Genomic DNA, 19072 nt, shown 5'->3' with positions numbered 1-19072 from the left:
CCTAAGGCTATTACCGAAGGGGTTTATTGTCTTATGTTACGCTCCGACAGGAGGCGTAAATGCACTAAGTGTTAACTCCGCTCCTGAATACTTCTCTAGTTTCACCAATGACGTATTTGCAGAGCAGCCATTTGCCAGGCGTGATGTTGGAATATCTTTGGTCAGCACGTTAGCGCTACCGTTCTTGCAAATACCGGTTGCTGGATCAAGATCCGGCCAGGCCCCTTCGTGAATGCAGACCACTCCGAGTTTGATCCCATCAGTAACCACAACGCCCGCTAAAACCTGGCCACGATCGTTCCACACTCGTACCGTATCCCCATTCTTAACACCGCGTTTTGCAGCATCATCAGAATGAATATAGACAGGTTCGCGGTTCGCTACGGCATACTTGTTACGCAATTCGGCATAATTAAGCTGACTATGCAGACGGTGAGCCGGATGCGCGGTTAAAAGTTGCAGCTGACCCGGTTGAGCGTTGCCTGCCCATTCATCTGGTTCAAGCCAGGTCGGGTGCGCCGGGCAATCTTTATAGCCAAATTCTTCGATAGTTTTTGAGTGGATCTCTATTTTTCCGCTCGGTGTACCTAGTGGGTTCATCACCGGGTCTTTGCGGAAATCCGCATAGCGTACGAAGGTTTCATTTTTCGGGTTTTTACGCATTTCGATAAGCTTGTTTGCCTGCCAGAAAGCAGAGAATTGCGGCATATTGACGCGCTGTGCACGGGCTCCTTTCTGCGCGGCATCGTAGAACTCGCGCAGCCAGGCCATTTCGTCTTTCCCTTCGGTGTAAACGGCTTTTCCTCCTGCTTTGAGCAGTTCTGCCAGATCGGCAAATACGTCAAAGTCATTACGCGCTTCAAACTGTGGTGCAATGGCCTGCTTCATCGGCACCAGGTGTTGGTTGCTATAGTCGCCGGTCATGGTCAGATCGTTGCGTTCAAAGGAGGTCGTTATCGGCAGCACGATATCCGCGTGTTTTGCAGCAGCTGTCCAGTAGCATTCAGAAATCACCACCAGCTCTGGCTTCTGCCAGGCAGCAATAAGCCTGTTGGTATCCTGGTGATGGGTGAAATTACCGCCGCCTGCCCACCAGATCATTTTGATATCAGGGAAGGTTTGTTCCTTACCGTTGTGTTGGTATTTAACGCCAGGGTTCTCCAGTGCTTCGACAATACGCGCCACCGGAATATTAGTGACAGCATCGGATGTAGCCCAGTCATTCCCAGCGGAAGAGTTGCCTGCAATGGTTGCAGAAATTGCCGTGAGTACGCCGCCACTACGCGTTGGGTTACCACCGTTTGAATAGTGATAGGAGAAGCCGAAACCACCACCATCACTGCCAATTTGCCCAAGCATTGCTGCGAGCGTCACCAGCATCCAGTGGCGCTGTTCGCCATACTGCTGACGCTGGATACCCCATCCAGCCATAAGCATGGTTTTATTTTTGGCGAATATCTCAGCCAGCAGCGTGATTTGTTTGGCAGGAACCCCGCATATTTTTTCAGCCCAGGCGGCGTTTTTGGGCGTTTTGTCAGCACTACCAAGAAGGTAGGACTCAAACTCCGCGTATCCGGTGGTGTATTTCTCGATAAAGGCCTTATCGTGCAGGTTTGCTTCAACCAGCGTATGGGCAATCCCCAACATCAGCGCAACGTCAGTACCTATATTGGGAGCAATCCATTGAACTTTATCACCAAAGAAACCGATGGTTTCGGAACGCATTGGATCGATGGCAATCACCGTTTTGCCGGAAGCTTTCAACTGATTGAAATATTCCAGGCCTTGTTCATCGGTACTGCTCCAGGCAATTTTCAGTGTATTTAGCGGGTTCATTCCCCACAGAACAACGACCTGGCTATTTTTAAGGATCATGGGCCAGACGGTTTGCTGTTCGTAAACCTCAACGGAACCGACAACGTGCGGCAGAATCACTTGTGCAGCACCTGTGGAATAATCTCCAGTGTGACCAGCATAACCACCAGCCATACTCATATAACGTTGTAATAGTGTTTGTGCTTTATGCAGCACTCCGCTGGAGCGCCAGCCATAAGAGCCCGCAAAGATAGATGCCGGGCCATGAGTGGTACGAATACGAGCATGCTGTTCGTGAATGAGCTTTAGCGCGTCATCCCAGGAGACGCGGACAAACTCATCTTTACCGCGTTTTCCATCTGCTGTTCCTGGTGCGGCGAGATAACTTTTACGTACCATAGGGTACTTAATTCGACAGGCGGTATGAGCCTGATCAGGTGCGCTGCTCTGTAGTGAGTTCTCGATGGTTTTAGCCAGAACGCCTTTCGATGAGACTATCTTCCCATCTTTCACTTCAACTTCAATTGCTCCCCAGCGAGCCGCGGTGAGTATTGTACCTGCGGGTGTTTCAGCCCATGCAGGAAGCGGGATTGCTGAGGACACCACCATGGCGCCCGCGGTACCGCCTGCCGTTTTTAAAAAACTACGTCGTGTTAACTTCATCATTCTCTCCTTAAATGAACATGGCTATGACGTACGGCTTACCGGGCAGCATCTTTAGCGTGGTACTGGAACCAACGCGTAAGAAGGTCCAGATCGTCATCACTGATATCTGTGCGGGACCCCATTCCTTTAGCAATAGAAGGCCAGGCGTTGAGGGTGTAGTGATCTGCGGCTATTGGGGCGTGGCAACCGGAGCAGTAAGCTGTATCGAGGGATTTTGCATAGCGCCAAAGAGGTTCGCGGCTTGCCAACGAGTGCTCTGTGACCGGACCTTGCAGGCTAACGTCACGCCAGACATTGCCGTAACTGTCTTTTTGCCATTCACCCAGTGGCTTAAGCGCTTGCATTCCTTCAGGGGTAAGAGAGGCAATGACCAGCCTTTGGCCTGTTGCAAGGTAGATAACCTGCTCTGCACCTTGCATCTGACTGCCGGTAATCTCAACTTCTTGCCCATCATCTATTTGGCGCAAAACTTTCATTTTTGTCGCTGGATAGACAGTGCCCAATTTGCCCAACGGCGTTGGGGTTACGGCAAAGCGTTCTGGGGAATCGACTGGGGTTTTAACGGCTTCAGCCATCATTGCATCCAACGCTTTGCTATCTACGCTGACTTCAGGTGGGAAGTGGGCGACACCTTTGTGGCAATCAATACAGGTTTGGTTCTCTTTCACCGCCAAAGCATGCATTTTCTGCGCATCGCTACTCTGTTTTTGTAGATCCATCGCTTCCATGCTGTGGCAGGAACGACAGGTGGCAGAGTTGTTGCTTTTCATCTGGTTCCATACGGTTTGCGCCATCTCGAGGCGATGGGCTTCGTATTGCTCAGGGGTATCAATTTTGTTGGTGATTAATTCGTGATAAACGTCCTTGCTGGCGCGAAGCTTAGTTACGAGGTAATCGAGCCCACCTTCCGGAATATGGCAATCTTTGCACTCGGCGCGAATACCCTTTTGATTCATAAAATGAACCGACCCTTGATACTCTTCGTAGGGTGCTTGCATGGTATGACATGAGAGGCAAAATTCTGTTTCTGAGGTCTTTTTTAAACCCCATCCGGTGAGTGCGGTTAACATAACTCCAACGACGATACTTGCCGTACAAACCACAAAAATCCATTTCTTGTTCATATTATTCTCATTGAACTTTTTAATATAAAACATTGGTTATTTTGTGGATATTTGAGCAGTGAGCCGAAATATGTCAATGGCACGTAATAGAAAATGAGGCGGAGATAGAAAAAGTTATTTATTTCATTTGTTTAATGAATGCTATGGGGTATTTGATTCATTTAAAGAATGAAAAAAGCGGCCGAAGCCGCTTTTTTATATGCAGGTAAATAATGATTTTTAATTATCGATAGGAGTGCGAATCAAATAATCAAATGCGCTCAGAGAGGCTTTTGCACCTTCACCCGTAGCGATAATAATTTGTTTATAAGGCACGGTAGTGCAGTCACCCGCAGCAAACACACCTTTAACGGTAGTTTCGCACTTCGCATCAATAATGATTTCACCCATGCGGTTGCGTTCAACGCTGCCTTCAAGCCAGTTGGTATTAGGCAGCAGGCCTATTTGTACGAAAATACCGGCCAGCTCAATTTCATGCACGTTTTCAGTTACGCGGTCTTTATACTGCAACCCGGTGACTTTGCTGCCATCGCCTTTCACTTCCAGCGTCTGCGCATTCAAAATGATGTCGACGTTTTTCAGGCTGCGAACTTTGTTCTGCAAAACCTGGTCGGCTTTCATTTCTGGGGCAAACTCCAGCAGCGTAACGTGTTCAACAAGACCCGCCAGGTCAATCGCTGCTTCCACACCGGAGTTACCGCCACCGATAACCGCCACGCGTTTACCTTTAAACAGCGGGCCGTCGCAGTGCGGGCAATATGTCACGCCTTTGGTGCGGTACTGTTCTTCGCCCGGTACGTTCATGTTGCGCCACTTGGCACCGGTCGCAATGATGATGCTGCGTGCACTAAGTGTTGCTCCAGACGCCGTTTGAATCTGGTGCAAACCGCCTTCAGTCTTAGCCGGGATTAACTTGCTGGCACTTTGCGTATCAATAACATCCACGTCGTAGTCATCAACGTGAGCTTTCAGTGCGCCAGCCAGTTTCTGGCCTTCGGTTTTCGGCACGGAAATGTAGTTTTCGATATCAACCGTATCCAAAACCTGGCCGCCAAAACGCTCGCCCATCAAACCGGTGCGAATGCCTTTACGTGCCGAGTAAACCGCTGCGGCCGCCCCCGCAGGGCCGCTACCGACAATCAGCACATCGTAAGCATCACGTTTGTTCAGCGCTTCGGCCGCACGTTTTTCAGCGCCTGTATCAATTTTGCTGACGATTTCAGCCAGCGTCATACGCCCCTGGCCAAACTCTTTACCGTTCAGGAACACAGCAGGCACGCCCATTACGTTGCGATCCGCAATTTCATTCTGGTACACGCCACCGTCAATCGCGGTGTGGCTAATGCGCGGGTTTAGCACCGCCATCAGGTTCAGCGCCTGCACCACGTCCGGGCAGTTGTGGCACGAGAGTGAGTAATAGGTTTCAAAATGGAAATCGCCGTCGATTTCACGGATCTGCTCAAGCAAATCTTGCGACTCTTTCGACGGATGTCCCCCGGTTTGCAGCAAAGCTAAAACCAGAGAAGTAAATTCATGGCCGAGTGGGGAACCCGCAAAGCGTGGGCCTTTATCGGAACCTGGATTGGTAATCAAAAACGACGGTTTGCGCACAGGCAAATCGTTATTAATGTTGAAGGAAACTTTCTCAGATAACTCAGCAATTTCTGCCAGCAGTTCCTTTATCTCGGCTGATTTTGCACTGTCGTCCAGCGTGGCAATCAACTCAACAGGTTTAGTTAAGCGCTCAAGGTAGGCCTTGAGTTGGGTTTTCATGTTGTTGTCGAGCATTTAAATCTCCCTGATGGCGAGAATAACCAGGGTGGACAGGCTTGCGCGCTGCCCACCGCTGAGTTAGTTATTGCAGGTGTTTATTGTCTTATTTTTTTAGATCTTACCGACGAGGTCCAAAGATGGAGAAAGCGTTGCTTCGCCTTCTTTCCATTTTGCCGGGCAAACTTCACCTGGGTGAGAAGCAACGTACTGAGCCGCTTTCACTTTACGCAACAGGTCAGAGGCGTCACGGCCAATACCTTCAGCAGTCACTTCGATCGCCTGAATGATGCCCTGTGGGTCAACAATAAAGGTACCGCGATCCGCCAGGCCTTCATCTTCACGCATGTTTTCGAAGTTACGAGTCAGTGCGCCAGTTGGGTCGCCGATCATCGCATATTTGATTTTAGCGATGGTGTCAGAGCTGCTGTGCCATGCTTTATGCGTGAAATGGGTGTCAGTGGAAACAGAGTAGATATCCACGCCCAGTTTCTGGAATTCTTCGTAGTGGTCAGCAACATCGCCCAGTTCAGTTGGGCATACAAAAGTAAAGTCAGCTGGATAGAAGAAGAAAACGCTCCAGCGGCCTTCTACATCCTTCTCGGTTACTTCAATGAATTCACCGTTTTTAAAAGCGCTGTTTTTGAATGGTTTGATTTTTGTGTTAATTAAAGACATCTGTACTTCCTCCGTTTTGCGATGGGAGAAAGGTACCGAATATTCGCATTTGGCTCTAATGGGTAGACCGTATCGAATTGATAAGTAATACCTTACAAGCGAAATGGCAGGCATAAAAAAAAGCCACCCGTTGCGGGGTGGCCTTCATGTTGCGCGTTACAATTCCACTTTAAAAAATTATAACAGCGGCGCGATTAAATCATTTGCGCGCAGTATTGGTCAATCCACTCAACCGTTGTATTAACGATGGTTCTGATAGCTATTTACTATCGAACAATGCAATACCCATATTTACAGCGGGTACAATTCCGAAATAGAGCACATTTTCATGTCAGAGAAATTGCAGGACTATGACAACAACGTTAGATTTAGAGCGCTCACTAATCTCTGAGTACAGCTTTGTGCCATTGTGCGCATCTATTTCGAGGGTCAGGCGTTGTCGGAAATGCTTTCAATTGTGTTGTTTGTCGCAGCTATTGCCGTATACGCCGTAAAAGCAGGTCGTAACGCCTGGTGGTTTAGCGCTATCCTTCTGATTTTAGGACTCTATATTGTCCTGAACGTGACCTTTGTTGCCAGTAACTACTTCACCGGTGATGGGATCAACGATGCAGTGCTTTACACCCTTACCAGCAGCCTGACTGGGGCAGGGATCGGGAAGTATATCTTGCCAGGTGTCGGGGTGTTTGTTGCGCTGGTGGCCGTTTTCAGCGGTTTGACCTGGATTTTACGCCGCCGTAAAAACTACCCTCACCATTTTGGCTACAGCCTGTTGGCGCTTGCGTTAGCGATGGGTTCGGTCGATGCCTCGCCAGCATTTCGCCAGGTCACAGAATTGGTGAAATCACAGACTCGTTCTGGTAACTCAGATTTTGATGTTTATTACAAAGTCCCGCAGGGGAGCATTAAAGATCCTAAATTAAACCTGGTTTATATTTACGGTGAAAGTCTGGAACGTACTTATTTACAGCCAGAGTTCTTCCCTGATTTAGCGCCGGAATTAACCGGGCTTAAAGATGAAGCAATAGATTTCAGCCATACGGTGCAATTACCCGGCACCGATTACACCATTGCCGGAATGGTCGCCTCGCAATGTGGTATTCCTTTATTTGCACCATTTGAGGGGAATTCATCAGCTTCAATGTCGAGTTTTTTCCCAAAAAATATCTGCCTTGGCGATATTCTGAAAGCCTCGGGATATGAAAACTACTTTATGCAGGGCGCAGACTTACGCTTTGCGGGCAAAGACATTTTTTTACAGTCTCATGGCTTCGACCATATGTACGGCGCGCAAGAGCTGAAAAGCATGGTCGCAGACCCGGAATACCGCAATAACTGGGGTTTCTACGACGATACGGTTCTGGACGAGGTCTATGAAAAGTATGTTGAGCTGTCGAAAAAGAATAAGCGTTTCTCACTGTTTACGCTGACCGTCGACACGCATCACCCGGACGGCTTTATCTCGAAAACCTGTAAGCGCCGTAGCTACAATTTTGACGGCAAAGAAAACCAATCCTTCAGCGCCGTGGCTTGCAGCCAGGAACATGTCGCTGCACTTATCGAAAAGATAAAAGCATCACCGTATTTTAAAAATACCGTCATTGTCGTAAGTTCCGACCATTTGGCAATGAATAACACCGCGTATAAATACCTCAATCAGCACGAAAGAAATAACCTGTTCTTTATTATTCGCGGTGATAAACCACAGGCCGATCTGGTGCCAGTTAAACGCAGCACGTTGGATAACGGTGCAACGGTATTAGATGTTTTAGGCGGCGATAATTATCTTGGCTTAGGGCGCAGTAGTTTGTCCGGGCAGTCGATTGCATCGGTATTTCTTAACGTCAAAGAAAAGGTAATGGAGTGGAAACCGGACGTAATCGATCTGTGGAACTTCCCGAAAACTATTAGCCAGTATGAGATTGATCAGAAGAAAAATACCTTTAGCTATTCAGGCGCGCATTTCAAAATGCCTTTATTGCTGCGCATTCTGGATAAAAAAATAGAGCCGTTGCCTGAAAGCGAATATTCAGCACCATTGCGCTACCAACTTGCTGACTTTAAAGAAAATGACAAGTTCATTTGGGCCGATCGCTGCTTCAAAATGGCGCGTTTATGGGAACCTAAACTGGCACTTTCGACCGGAATGTGCGTGGCTCAGGGGCAAGTTGGCGGCCAACCGTCAGTGCGTTTGATTGAACAACAGCAGGAACAGCATGCGGTTGAATTTACCAAACAGGATATCGACAAAACGCGCTTTAAAAAGAATGTCGCGTTACTGAAAGTGGATGAAAACGTCATCCGCTACCAGGCAGATAGCTTTATTTTCAATGTGCCGGGTGCGCCACTTAATGTGAAAGAGTATGCCGGTATTTCTCGTCCGGAAGAGTGGGGACGCTGGTCGAATGCGAATCTGGCACCGGAAGTGAAAATTGAATATGCCGAGCCGCTGCCCGAGAAATTTGACCTGGTAATAACAGCTAAAGCGTTTGGCCCGAATATCGGTCAACCGGTGCCGGTCAAAGTCGGGAACCAGCAGCAGACACTAACGCTTGGCGAAGAGTTAAGTACCACGACGCTGCATTTTGATAATCCAGAGCGCAGTAATCTGCTGGAGATTATTCCGCCGCAGCCGCAGTTATCTAATGAAGGCAATATTCTTGGTCACGAACCGCGCAAGATTGGGATTGGGATGGGTGATATTAAGGTCGTTCCGGCAACGTAATATCCGTCATACTTCAAGTTGCAGCCGTGTTGGCTGCAACTCGAATTATTTTGGGTATTGTCAGATTTTTCTAAAGGCGTCTTATAAAACGCCTTGCCCTAACATCGCATCGGCCACTTTTACAAAGCCCGCAATATTCGCACCGCGAACATAATGCGTTTGCTTATCTTCGCCACCGTAATTCACACAGGCTTCGTGAATATCCAGCATGATGTGATGCAGGCGAACATCAACTTTTTCGGCCTTCCATCCCATACGAGCGGCGTTTTGCGCCATCTCCAGACCTGAAGTGGCCACGCCGCCTGCGTTTGCCGCTTTGCCCGGTGCGAACAACACGCCCGCATCGAGGAACAGATTGGTCGCTTCGATGGTGGTTGGCATATTCGCGCCTTCTGCCACGGCTTTCACGCCATTGGCGATAAGCGCACGTGCGGCTTCGGTATCCAGTTCGTTTTGTGTGGCACACGGCAGCGCGATATCAACCGGTACGCTCCACGGTTGTTGCCCTTCGAGATATTGCAGGCCAAACTCTTTCGCGTAATCGGCTACGCGCCCGTCGCGGCTGGATTTGATCTCAGCCAGACGCGCCAACTTCTCGGTAGTGAAACCCGCTTCATCCACGACAGTGCCGTTGGAATCCGACGCCGTTACCACGCGCGCACCCAGCGATAATGCTTTTTCAATGGCGTATTGCGCCACGTTACCGGAACCAGAAACGGCAACGCGCATTCCTTCAAAGCCCAGGCCATGACGTTTGAGCATCGCATCGGTGAAGTAGATCAGACCGTAACCGGTCGCTTCCGGGCGAATCAGGCTTCCGCCGAACGACAAGCCTTTGCCGGTAAACACGCAGGCTGTGTTGTTGGAGAGTTTTTTCATCATCCCCGCCATAAAGCCAACTTCACGGCCTCCAACGCCAATATCACCGGCCGGAACGTCAGTATCTGGCCCTAGGTGGCGGTACAACTCCATCATCAGTGCCTGGCAAAAACGCATGATCTCGCCTTCGCTTTTGCCTTTCGGGTTAAAATCGCTACCGCCTTTACCGCCGCCCATTGGCAGTGTGGTCAGCGCATTTTTGAAGGTTTGTTCAAAGCCGAGGAATTTCAGAATTGAGAGGTTCACTGACGGGTGGAAACGCATCCCACCTTTAAATGGCCCAATCGCCGAGCTAAATTGCACGCGCCAGGCGCGGTTAACTTGCACCTGATTTTGGTCATCAACCCAGGTGACGCGGAATTGAATCACACGTTCTGGTTCAACAAGGCGCTCTAAAAGAGCCAAACGGCGGTATTGCGGGTTTTGCTCCAGGAACGGCCACAGAGTGGTCATGACTTCGCGAACGGCCTGAGCAAATTCAGGCTGGTTTGGGTCGCGTTGTTGTACAGAGGCGAGGAATGATTCGAGAGAAAGTGAGTTTTCCATAGATTAAGAAGTCCTTGTTATAAGTGATGTTGTAGATGTGTTGTGTTCTTTCGAATATAACATTCACTTATTACCAGGCCGCAAGTGATTTATCTTATGCTTTTTATAACTGTATTAGCGTTATTAATTGCACAGCGTGACTTTCCCATATCACTTTGAATTTTATTTCTTTTTTAAATGGTCCGAGTGAATGATTGAGCGTCAGCATAAGATGCTTGTCATCTATTTTTCTTATGGATGCAGCTGAAAAATCAAAATAGCGCCCAACGTGGCGAAACAAGGCTTTGAATAAACTTTCTTTGGCAGAGAATGCCAGCGTTAATGCGTAATGAAAGGGGAGGGCGGTCGAGCACAAAACTTCTCTTTCCGCGCTATCAATTATGCCAGGGTAAATTTCCCCGGCGACATCTGGCGTAATAATTTCAGCACAATCAATGCCAATTCCCACACGCATTTGCGCCGAGTCAGCGATTACTGTTGCCAGCGCCACATTGCCGCTGTGAGTCATGCTGCCGGTAAACCCTGGCGGCCAGCAAGGTTCACGGTGCAGGCCAATGCCCGGAATATGATGGCTTATTCCATGAAGACGCAGCGCTTCGCAGGCTGCAATCCGGCCAGCGAGATGCTCGGCTTTGCGTTGCCTGACAGCATTTTCAAGACGCTTGTGATGCGGAAGTAACAGCAGGTCATCGGGTTGAAAAGTGACAGCGTCAAAATCCACCCGCACGATAGTTTGCGTCGCGTCACAGAGGCTGAAATGGGTGAGCTGAGTATTCATAAGATATTTTCTCCTTCTACCCTGGGGAGAAGGTTGGGATGAGGGCAGTTATCGCAGTTCCCTCTCCAAAAAGGAGAGGGACTGCATGGCGTAAGCGGAGGTCTATCAGAAATGCGTATTCAAACTGACATAGTAAGTACGTCCTGACTCGTTATATGTTTCGGCACCTGCACCGTACATATAACCGGCATCGCCACCCGTTGTCTGGGCATTACCCGCACGCCAGTGGCGTTCATCGAAGACATTGTCGATACCCGTAGTCAGGCTGACATTCTTCGTTGCGTCCCAGGTCCCACTCAGGCCAACAATGCTATAAGGGCTAACTTCGTTGGTTTCTGTTCCCGTTGCAGGCAAACCTTTGTAGTTGTACTTCTTCGGCTGTTGTTTGCCGTACCACGTAAAGGTCGATTGCACAGAGATGTCCTGGCGAATTTGCCAGCTCAGGGTAGAGTTTACCGTATATTCCGGAATAACGGACAGGCGCTCGCCGGTCTCTTTATTCTTACTTTCCAGCATGTAAGTGATGTTATTCGTCCAGTTCACTGTATTGGAAACCGGTACGTTTAACGTGCCTTCCAGCCCTTCTACCAGTGCCTTAGGAATATTTTCCCACTGGTAAATATCGGTTTTGGTTTTGCCTGAAGAAGTCTGGCCGATTGGCGCGTAACCCGCTTCGATTTTGTCTTTATAATCATTGCGGAACCACGTGACACCAGCGAGCCAGCCGTCACGTTTGAACTCAAGACCAATCTCTTTGTTGATGCTGGTTTCAGCTTTAAGGTCTTCGTTACCCATCATGTAACAGCCCACGCCGGTGCCGCTTGCGTAGCAACCCTGGCCTTTGCTGTAGAGGATGTAGTTCGGGTTGGTCTGATACAGGCTCGGTGCTTTATACGCCTGAGCAATACCCATTTTCAGGGTGAAGTCATCACCCAAACCTTGAGACAGGTTCAGAGATGGGCTCCAGTTATTACCCACGATGCTGTGATGATCAAAGCGTAGACCCGGAGTCAACATAGTGCTGTCGGTCAGCTCCATATTGTCTTCAGCAAACAGTGAGAAGATCTCTGCCTGAGAATATGGGCTACGGTTGGTGCTGTTCGACCCAGGAATTGGGCCACCCATAAAGGTTTGCCCATTCGACGACAAATCTTTCATCTTTTGCTGGTTCCATTCGGTACCCAGCGTCAGGTTTTGGTTAAACACGAAATCAATCGGGATATTCACTTCGCTGTGCAAGAGCACATCGCTCAGATCGATATCGCTGAATTTATCGCTGGAGAAAATCCCTTCGGTGCCACCGGCCAGACCTTCACGCATACGTGAGTTGCGGGTGTGTTCGTACTGCGCCCAGTTGCTGGTCGTCAGGCCGCTGTCCCAACCACCATTCCAGGTCATGGAGTAGCTCTGGCGGTAGAGGCGGTTAGTCTCCTTGCCATAGTTATCTTTCACGATTTGGTTGGTATTGGTGTTTTGGGTATCGCCGGAATACAGGTTGCCCTGGCGGCTGTAACCCGCTTCCAGTTCCAGAGATTGCATTGGTGCGAAGTCCCAACGCACGACGCCGTTGATATCTTTGTTAATTACCCCTTCGCGCCCGGCGGGCAGCGTATCGGCATAAATACCGGTACGTTCAGACTGATGGCCCTGGTTGATGTCCCACGCATCGGCCTGAGTTTTATCGAGGTTGCCGTACAGACGGAAGCTGAAATCCCCACCCAGTGGGCCGTTCAGGCTGAAGTTGGTGCGCTTAGTGGAGCCTTCATCTTTGTGCTCAGGGGCATTGAGATAGGTGTTCCAGGTACCATGCCATTCACCGGTGCCTTTTTTGGTGATGATATTGACTACACCACCTGCCGCACCGTTACCGTAACGCGCTGCGGCCGGGCCACGAATGACTTCGATACGCTCGACCATTTCAGGTGGTACCCAGCTTGCATCACCACGTGTATCACGTTCGCCACGCCAGCCAAGTCGTACCGAGTTGCGGCTGGTGACCGGTTTGCCATCGATAAGAATCAGGGTGTTTTCCGGGCCCATACCGCGAATATCAATCTGGCGGCCGTTGCCACGTTGACCACTGGTGGAGTTACCGGTCAGGTTAACGCCTGGCATAGTGCGGACGATTTCAGAAATATCACGCGCTGGTGGGCGTTTTTTCAGCTCTTCAGCGGTGATGGTTGAAACGCCTGGTGCCTGCAAATTTTGCGCGGCGGCGGTAACAACCAGAGTGTCTTCATCAGCGTGATTTTGTGTGTCGTCATTGTTGGCAGCAGCGGTCTGAGCCGTTGCTGGTGCCGCTTGCTCTGCCGCAAAGACAGGTGCTGCAACACCGTAGATTCCCAGATTGATTAGCATTGCGAGGGAATAGTTAATTTTCTTATTCATTATGGCGGCCTGCTTTTCCGCTGGGCCCGGTGTCATTCCATTCCCAGAGGGATCGGGCGCAGCATGGATGTTACGAAGCGATACCGAAACTGTCTGCAACAGCCCCGAAATGAGGGAATCGTGCGTTCTAGTCCGGCAATTAATTGTTTTTGCACCAGTAAGCTGGTAGCCCAAAGCGCGGAAATACGCTATTGCAAATGCAAATAATTATCAATAGTATTATCAATATATTTCAGCTTAATTGATCGTTATCAATACTTTCATGGGGTTATGTTCGAGTGGTGAATTTGCTGACAGGAAGTGAGAGCTGGTGGCAGGAAAAACAGGCGCAAGGGATACCCGCCGTTACCTGTGAAAATGATGGTCTGTGTGAAGTGACTTTTTTATGGCGTGACCCTAAGGGTTGCGAGCAAATCTCACCGACAAAGCGAGTCTGGATTTACATCACGGGCGTGACGGATCACCACCAACGCTCGCGTCCGCAAACGCTCGAACGCATTGCCGGAACTGATGTCTGGCAGTGGCAAACGCAGCTAACTGCTACATGGCGCGGCAGTTATTGCCTCATTCCAACAAACAGCGAAGACGATTTCCCGCCAGAGGCTTTTGAAGGGCTGGTTCCGGTTCCGATGGCGCTGCGTGAAGGCTGGCGAAAGCTGCTGCCGTGTGCGATTGCCGATCCGCTTAACTCTGAAAGCTGGGCCGGTGGGCGAGGGCATCCAATGTCAGCACTCCATCTCCCTGATGCGCCGAAACAAGAGGGCTGGGCTCAACCCGACACGCCGTATGCCGCAGCACGTTGCATAACCTGGACAAGTTCGCGCCTGAAAAATCAACGTAACGTCTGGATTTTTGCAACCGGTGACGCACAGCCAGAGCAGCGCCCGATGGCTATTTTGCTCGACGGGCAATTCTGGGCCGAAAGCATGCCGGTGTGGTCTGCGCTCCAGGCTCAAACCGATGCCGGAGTATTGCCTCCCGCCGTTTATGTGTTGATTGATGTCATCGACAATTCAACGCGCAGTGATGAACTGCCCTGTAATGCGCAGTTTTGGCTGGCGGTGCAGGAAGAGCTATTGCCGCAATTACGCTCGCTCACCAGTTGGAATGAAACCCCGCAAACCACGGTCGTCGCCGGCCAAAGCTTTGGTGGGCTTTCTTCGCTTTATGCCGCACTTCACTGGCCTGAACAATTTGGCTGTGTGCTGAGCCAGTCAGGTTCTTACTGGTGGCCACGTCGTGAAAACAACCAGCAAGGCGGGCAGTTGATACGGCAACTGGAAGATGGGCTTGCGTGTGGAAAACCGCTGCGTATCTATCTTGAGGCAGGGGTCAGAGAACCTCTCATTTATCAAGTTAATCAAAGAATTTACCCCTTACTACAACAAACACAGCGAGCTGTTTTCTACCGTCAGGTTGATGGTGGGCACGATGCGCTTTGCTGGCGAGGCGGTCTTTTGGACGGTCTCGCCTGGCTTTGGAAAGCGCCTTAAAGAGCGGAGTTAACTATGGAATTCAGTAACCCTTTCGACTCATTGCAGAGCCGTTTTTTCATCCTTGAAAATGCGCAGCAACAGTTCAGCTTATGGCCGGAACATTGTGCATTGCCCGATGGCTGGCAGGTGGTTTGTGAACCCGCATCACATGATGAATGTAACCACTGGCTGCTTGCCAACTGGATCAATCTCCAACCCACTTCTTTTGCGAAACAGGGTGTAAGCGGTGAGTGAATTAATGATGTCTTCTGCACTGGAACAACAAATTGAAACTCTGCCGCTTGTGGCGGCCCAACCCGGTATCTGGATGGCGGATCAACTTTCGCCGCAGGCTAATGCGTGGAGCGTGGCCCACTACGTAGAATTAAATGGTGACCTCAACGAAGCTCTGCTGTGCAAGGCTATCGTGGCTGGAATGAAAGAGGCCGATACTTTGTGCATGCGCTTTAGTGAAGTGGACGGCGAAGCACGCCAGTGGCTTGATCCGCATGCTTCATTTATCCCCACGCATTGCCATGATTTGCGCAACGATGCAGACCCGGTGGCCGTGGCGCAAAATATTATGCGCAACGATCTCGAGCAGGATTTGCGCATTTCCAGCGGCAAACCGCTCTACCACCACCAGTTGCTGCGTATCAGCGACACACGCTGGTTCTGGTATCAACGTTTTCACCATTTAGTGGTTGATGGCTTCAGTTTCACCGCCATTACCCGCCGGATTGCCAATATTTATAGCGACTTGTGCCAAAACCAAGCGCCTGAACCCACGCCATTTACACCATTTAGCGACGTGGTTGCCGAGTACCAAAAATACCGCGAAAGCGACGCGTGGAAACGCGATGCGACGTTCTGGGCTGAGAAAGCCAAACAACTGCCGCCACCCGCCACGCTTTCAACACAACCGCTCACCAGCCATGGTTCCACCACACAACTTATCCGTCAGTCGCTGAGTTTTGGCCGTGCAGATTTTCAGCGTTTGGTTGAACACTCACGGCTTCACAACCTGACAGCCGCCGATATGGCATTAGGGCTGGTGGCGTTGTGGCTCGGGCGTTTAAGTGGCCGCAATGAGTATTCCGCTGGTTTTATCTTTATGCGCCGCATGGGTTCCGCGGCACTTTGTGCCACTGGCCCGGTGCTGAATGTGCTGCCGTTTGGTGTGCGTATCGAACCCGGCTTCACCCTCGTGGATCTGGCGGCAAACCTGGCTCAAGAGCTGAAAGGTATGCGCCGTTATCAGCGCTACGATGCCGAGCAAATCCAGCGTGATTTGGGGCAGGCCGCAAGTTCAGAGCCATTATTCGGCCCGGTGCTGAATCTGAAAATGTTCGATTACCGTCTGGATTTCAACGGTATCGAAGGCATTACACATCAACTGGCCTCCGGCCCGGTGCGTGATTTAGAAATTGCGCTGTATATCAGTGAACAAGGCGACTTCTCCCTTGAAATGCTGGCTAACTCCGAACGTTATGATGCACAAACTTTGCAGCAGCATATTGCGCGCTTGCCACTTTTGTTGCGCCAGTTTGCGGCCAATCCCGCATTACGATGCGCCGATGCCCAGTTGTTGCATGAATCCGAAATCTCGCTGCTGGAAAGCGTGAATGCCACGCAAACTCCAGTCCCGGCGACAACGTTAAGCGAGCTTATTGCGAAGCAAGCAGAGCGCACACCTGATGCCCCCGCACTTGCCGATGAAAACCATCAGTTCAGTTATCGCGAGATGCGTGAACAAGTGTCTGTACTGGCGGGGGAGCTGATAACTCGCGGTGTTAAACCGGGTGATGTCGTCGCAGTCGCGTTGCCACGCTCAGTGTTTTTATCCCTGGCGTTGCAGGCCATTGTGGAAGCTGGCGCCGCCTGGCTTCCGCTGGATACCGGTTACCCCGATGAGCGCCTTCATATGATGCTTGAAGATGCCGCCCCGCGTTTGTTGCTGACATCCGAAGATCAGTTACCACGTTTTGAGTGCGTCAACGGCCTGCAAACTTTCTGCTATCAAAACGTGCTGGCAACGCTTGCGCCGCCGCAGACTCACAATCTCTCACGCCCGGAACATACCGCTTATGTGATTTTCACATCAGGCTCAACCGGCCGCCCGAAAGGGGTAATGGTCGGGCAGCAGGCCATCGTGAACCGGCTGTTGTGGATGCAAAACCACTATCCGTTAAATGGCGATGATGTGGTTTTGCAGAAAACGCCATGCAGTTTTGATGTGTCGGTTTGGGAGTTCTTCTGGCCGTATATTGTGGGTGCTCAACTGGTGATGGCTCCACCAGAAGCGCACCGTGATCCGGAAGCGTTGCAGCAGTTATTTTCCCGTTACCGGGTGACGACCACGCACTTTGTGCCGTCGATGTTAGCGGCGTTTGTTGCTGCTTTAAACGATGCCGACGCGGTGGCGAAATGTGCCAGTCTGAAACGCGTATTCTGTAGCGGCGAAGCGCTGCCAACCGAACTTTGCCGCCAGTGGGAGCAGCTCACTCATGCGCCGCTGCACAACCTTTACGGGCCAACGGAAGCCGCCGTTGATGTGAGCTGGTATCCGGCATTTGGTGACGAGTTAGCGCAAGTCTCTGGCAGCAGCGTGCCAATTGGCTGGCCGGTGTGGAATACCGGGCTGCGAATTCTGGACTCGGCAATGCGCCCGGTTCCACCGGGTGTTGCTGGTGATCTTTACCTTACCGGGATCCAACTGGCGCAGGGCTATTTATCCCGCCCGGATCTTACCGCCAGTCGCTTTGTTGCCGATCCTTTTGTTGCGGGCGAGCGTATGTATCGCACGGGCGATGTGGCTCGCTGGCTTGATAATGGCGCGGTGGAATACCTTGGGCGCAGTGACGATCAACTTAAAATTCGTGGCCAGCGCATCGAACTGGGTGACATCGACCGCGCTTTGCAGGCGCTGCCGGGTGTGGTTCAGGCAGTCACGCATGCTTGCGTGCTCAATAAAGAGGCCGCAAGCGGTGGCGATGCCCGCCAACTGGTGGGCTATCTGGTCTCGGCCTCAGGCGAGGTTTTGCCAGTCGACACTCTGCGTGAACAATTGAGCGACGTGCTCCCGGCGCATATGGTGCCGGTCGCGCTTATTCAGCTTGATGATTTCCCATTGAGCGCGAACGGCAAACTGGACAGAAAAGCGCTGCCGTTGCCGGAACTGGCGTTACGTAGCTCAGGGCGCGCACCGGAATCTTCTTTAGAAATCACCATTGCTGACGCTTTTGCCCATTTGCTGGGCTGCGAAATTCACTCCATAGACGATGATTTCTTTGCGCTCGGCGGCCATTCACTACTGGCGATGCGCCTCGCGGCTCAACTTCGCCGTACGCTTGAAAGGCCAGTAACCGTGGGGCAAGTGATGGTGGCGTCGACAGTCGGCCAGCTTGCTGAAATTTTGGCGCATGATTGCGACGAAGAAGAAGCGAATCGGGCAGGGTTTGAAGCCGTGCTGCCGCTGCGTAAAAGCACCGGACCAACGCTTTATTGCTTCCACCCGGCGTCTGGCTTTGCCTGGCAATTTAGCGTGTTGCAGCGCTATCTCGACCCACGCTGGTCGATAACCGGCATTCAGTCTCCCCGGCCATCTGGCCCGATGCAGCAGGCAGAAAACCTGGCGCAGGTTTGTGAAACGCATCTGCAAACCCTGCGTGAACTTCAGCCGCATGGCCCGTATTACCTGATGGGATATTCGTTAGGCGGCACGCTCGCGCAAGGTATTGCAGCGCGTCTTGAAGCGGCAGGTGAAAAGGTGGCGTTCTTAGGACTGTTAGATACCTGGCCACCGGAAACGCAAAACTGGGCTGAAAAAGGTGCCAACGAACTCGACCCGGCGGTGCTTGATGAAATCAACCGCGAACGTGAGGCTTTTGTCGCCGCACAGCAGGGGCAAGCCTCAGGTGCTTTGTTCGAGGCTATCGAAGGGAACTATGGTGATGCGGTGCGCCTGCTGACCACGGCGCAAAGTGTGCCGTTTGCGGGTAAAGCCACATTGTTTGTTGCCGAACGGACGTTGCCAGAAGGAATGGACCCGCAGCAAACCTGGGCTCCGTGGGTGGGTGAGCTTGATGTGTTCCGCCTCGATTGCGCCCATGTCGATATCATTTCCCCGCATGCTTTCGAGGAAATTGGGCCGGTATTGCAGCGAGTGTTAGCGTTGGATTAAACAAATGCGGCGGCACGATTTTTTGTCTTCCGACGTTGTTGAAGA

General features: G+C 51.0%; 11 protein-coding genes. 4 read left to right on the top strand and 7 right to left on the bottom strand.

Features of this window, described 5'->3' with window-relative positions; translation table 11 throughout:
• Window positions 1-36: 36 nt before the first annotated feature.
• The 4 genes from AC0IXI_RS18230 to ahpC all read right to left on the bottom strand — a co-directional run bounded on the left by AC0IXI_RS18230 (window position 37) and on the right by ahpC (window position 6053).
• Window positions 37-2478: a trimethylamine-N-oxide reductase 2 gene (locus tag AC0IXI_RS18230; protein WP_471682897.1), complete on the bottom strand. Its 2442-nt coding sequence runs from the start codon at window positions 2476-2478 to the stop codon at window positions 37-39.
• Window positions 2479-2516: 38 nt separating this feature from the next.
• Window positions 2517-3605 (bottom strand): NapC/NirT family cytochrome c, encoded by a 1089-nt coding sequence (locus AC0IXI_RS18225; protein ID WP_471682896.1) that lies wholly within the window; start codon window positions 3603-3605, stop codon window positions 2517-2519.
• 219 nt (window positions 3606-3824) lie between these two features.
• Entirely contained in the window at window positions 3825-5393 is a 1569-nt protein-coding gene (gene ahpF, locus AC0IXI_RS18220; protein ID WP_471682895.1) for an alkyl hydroperoxide reductase subunit F, read from the bottom strand.
• A 96-nt stretch (window positions 5394-5489) separates the two neighbouring features.
• On the bottom strand, window positions 5490-6053 hold the full coding sequence (ahpC, locus tag AC0IXI_RS18215; RefSeq protein WP_151994812.1) for an alkyl hydroperoxide reductase subunit C: 564 nt from the start codon (window positions 6051-6053) through the stop codon (window positions 5490-5492).
• Window positions 6054-6498: 445 nt separating this feature from the next.
• Here ahpC and opgB point away from each other — a divergent pair, with 445 nt between their 5' ends.
• Complete coding sequence (gene opgB / locus AC0IXI_RS18210; RefSeq protein WP_471682894.1) at window positions 6499-8778, top strand: phosphatidylglycerol--membrane-oligosaccharide glycerophosphotransferase; 2280 nt, start codon at window positions 6499-6501, stop codon at window positions 8776-8778.
• Between the two features lie 81 nt (window positions 8779-8859).
• Here opgB and gdhA read toward each other — a convergent pair whose 3' ends face one another.
• The 3 genes from gdhA to AC0IXI_RS18195 all read right to left on the bottom strand — a co-directional run bounded on the left by gdhA (window position 8860) and on the right by AC0IXI_RS18195 (window position 13369).
• Window positions 8860-10203, bottom strand: a complete 1344-nt coding sequence (gene gdhA / locus AC0IXI_RS18205; protein WP_413498050.1) for an NADP-specific glutamate dehydrogenase — start codon at window positions 10201-10203, stop codon at window positions 8860-8862.
• Between the two features lie 103 nt (window positions 10204-10306).
• Window positions 10307-10981, bottom strand: a complete 675-nt coding sequence (gene entD / locus AC0IXI_RS18200) for an enterobactin synthase subunit EntD (protein ID WP_471682893.1) — start codon at window positions 10979-10981, stop codon at window positions 10307-10309.
• 105 nt (window positions 10982-11086) lie between these two features.
• Entirely contained in the window at window positions 11087-13369 is a 2283-nt protein-coding gene (locus tag AC0IXI_RS18195; protein WP_424221229.1) for a TonB-dependent siderophore receptor, read from the bottom strand.
• Between the two features lie 278 nt (window positions 13370-13647).
• Between AC0IXI_RS18195 and fes the strand changes: the two genes are divergently transcribed.
• The 3 genes from fes to AC0IXI_RS18180 are packed head-to-tail and all read left to right on the top strand — an operon-like array spanning window position 13648 to window position 19027.
• Window positions 13648-14862, top strand: a complete 1215-nt coding sequence (gene fes / locus AC0IXI_RS18190; RefSeq protein ID WP_471682892.1) for an enterochelin esterase — start codon at window positions 13648-13650, stop codon at window positions 14860-14862.
• A gap of 15 nt (window positions 14863-14877) precedes the next feature.
• Window positions 14878-15099 (top strand): MbtH family protein, encoded by a 222-nt coding sequence (locus AC0IXI_RS18185; RefSeq protein WP_134183935.1) that lies wholly within the window; start codon window positions 14878-14880, stop codon window positions 15097-15099.
• Window positions 15100-15103: 4 nt separating this feature from the next.
• A complete protein-coding gene (locus AC0IXI_RS18180) occupies window positions 15104-19027 on the top strand; it encodes an amino acid adenylation domain-containing protein (protein WP_471683250.1) in 3924 nt (1307 codons plus the stop codon).
• Window positions 19028-19072 lie beyond the last annotated feature (45 nt).

The organism is Buttiauxella sp. AC038 (assembly GCF_979253565.1).
Note: the sequence above shows the minus strand (reverse complement) of the source record. Positions and strands in the feature narration are given on the sequence as shown.

Coding starts and splice junctions, on each gene's coding strand:
- ahpC (WP_151994812.1), bottom strand. CDS start 6,053: ATGTCTTTAATTAACACAAAAATCAAACCATTCAAAAACAGCGCTTTT.
- entD (WP_471682893.1), bottom strand. CDS start 10,981: ATGAATACTCAGCTCACCCATTTCAGCCTCTGTGACGCGACGCAAACT.
- gdhA (WP_413498050.1), bottom strand. CDS start 10,203: ATGGAAAACTCACTTTCTCTCGAATCATTCCTCGCCTCTGTACAACAA.
- AC0IXI_RS18195 (WP_424221229.1), bottom strand. CDS start 13,369: ATGAATAAGAAAATTAACTATTCCCTCGCAATGCTAATCAATCTGGGA.
- AC0IXI_RS18225 (WP_471682896.1), bottom strand. CDS start 3,605: ATGAACAAGAAATGGATTTTTGTGGTTTGTACGGCAAGTATCGTCGTT.
- AC0IXI_RS18185 (WP_134183935.1), top strand. CDS start 14,878: ATGGAATTCAGTAACCCTTTCGACTCATTGCAGAGCCGTTTTTTCATC.
- opgB (WP_471682894.1), top strand. CDS start 6,499: ATGCTTTCAATTGTGTTGTTTGTCGCAGCTATTGCCGTATACGCCGTA.
- ahpF (WP_471682895.1), bottom strand. CDS start 5,393: ATGCTCGACAACAACATGAAAACCCAACTCAAGGCCTACCTTGAGCGC.
- AC0IXI_RS18230 (WP_471682897.1), bottom strand. CDS start 2,478: ATGAAGTTAACACGACGTAGTTTTTTAAAAACGGCAGGCGGTACCGCG.
- AC0IXI_RS18180 (WP_471683250.1), top strand. CDS start 15,104: ATGATGTCTTCTGCACTGGAACAACAAATTGAAACTCTGCCGCTTGTG.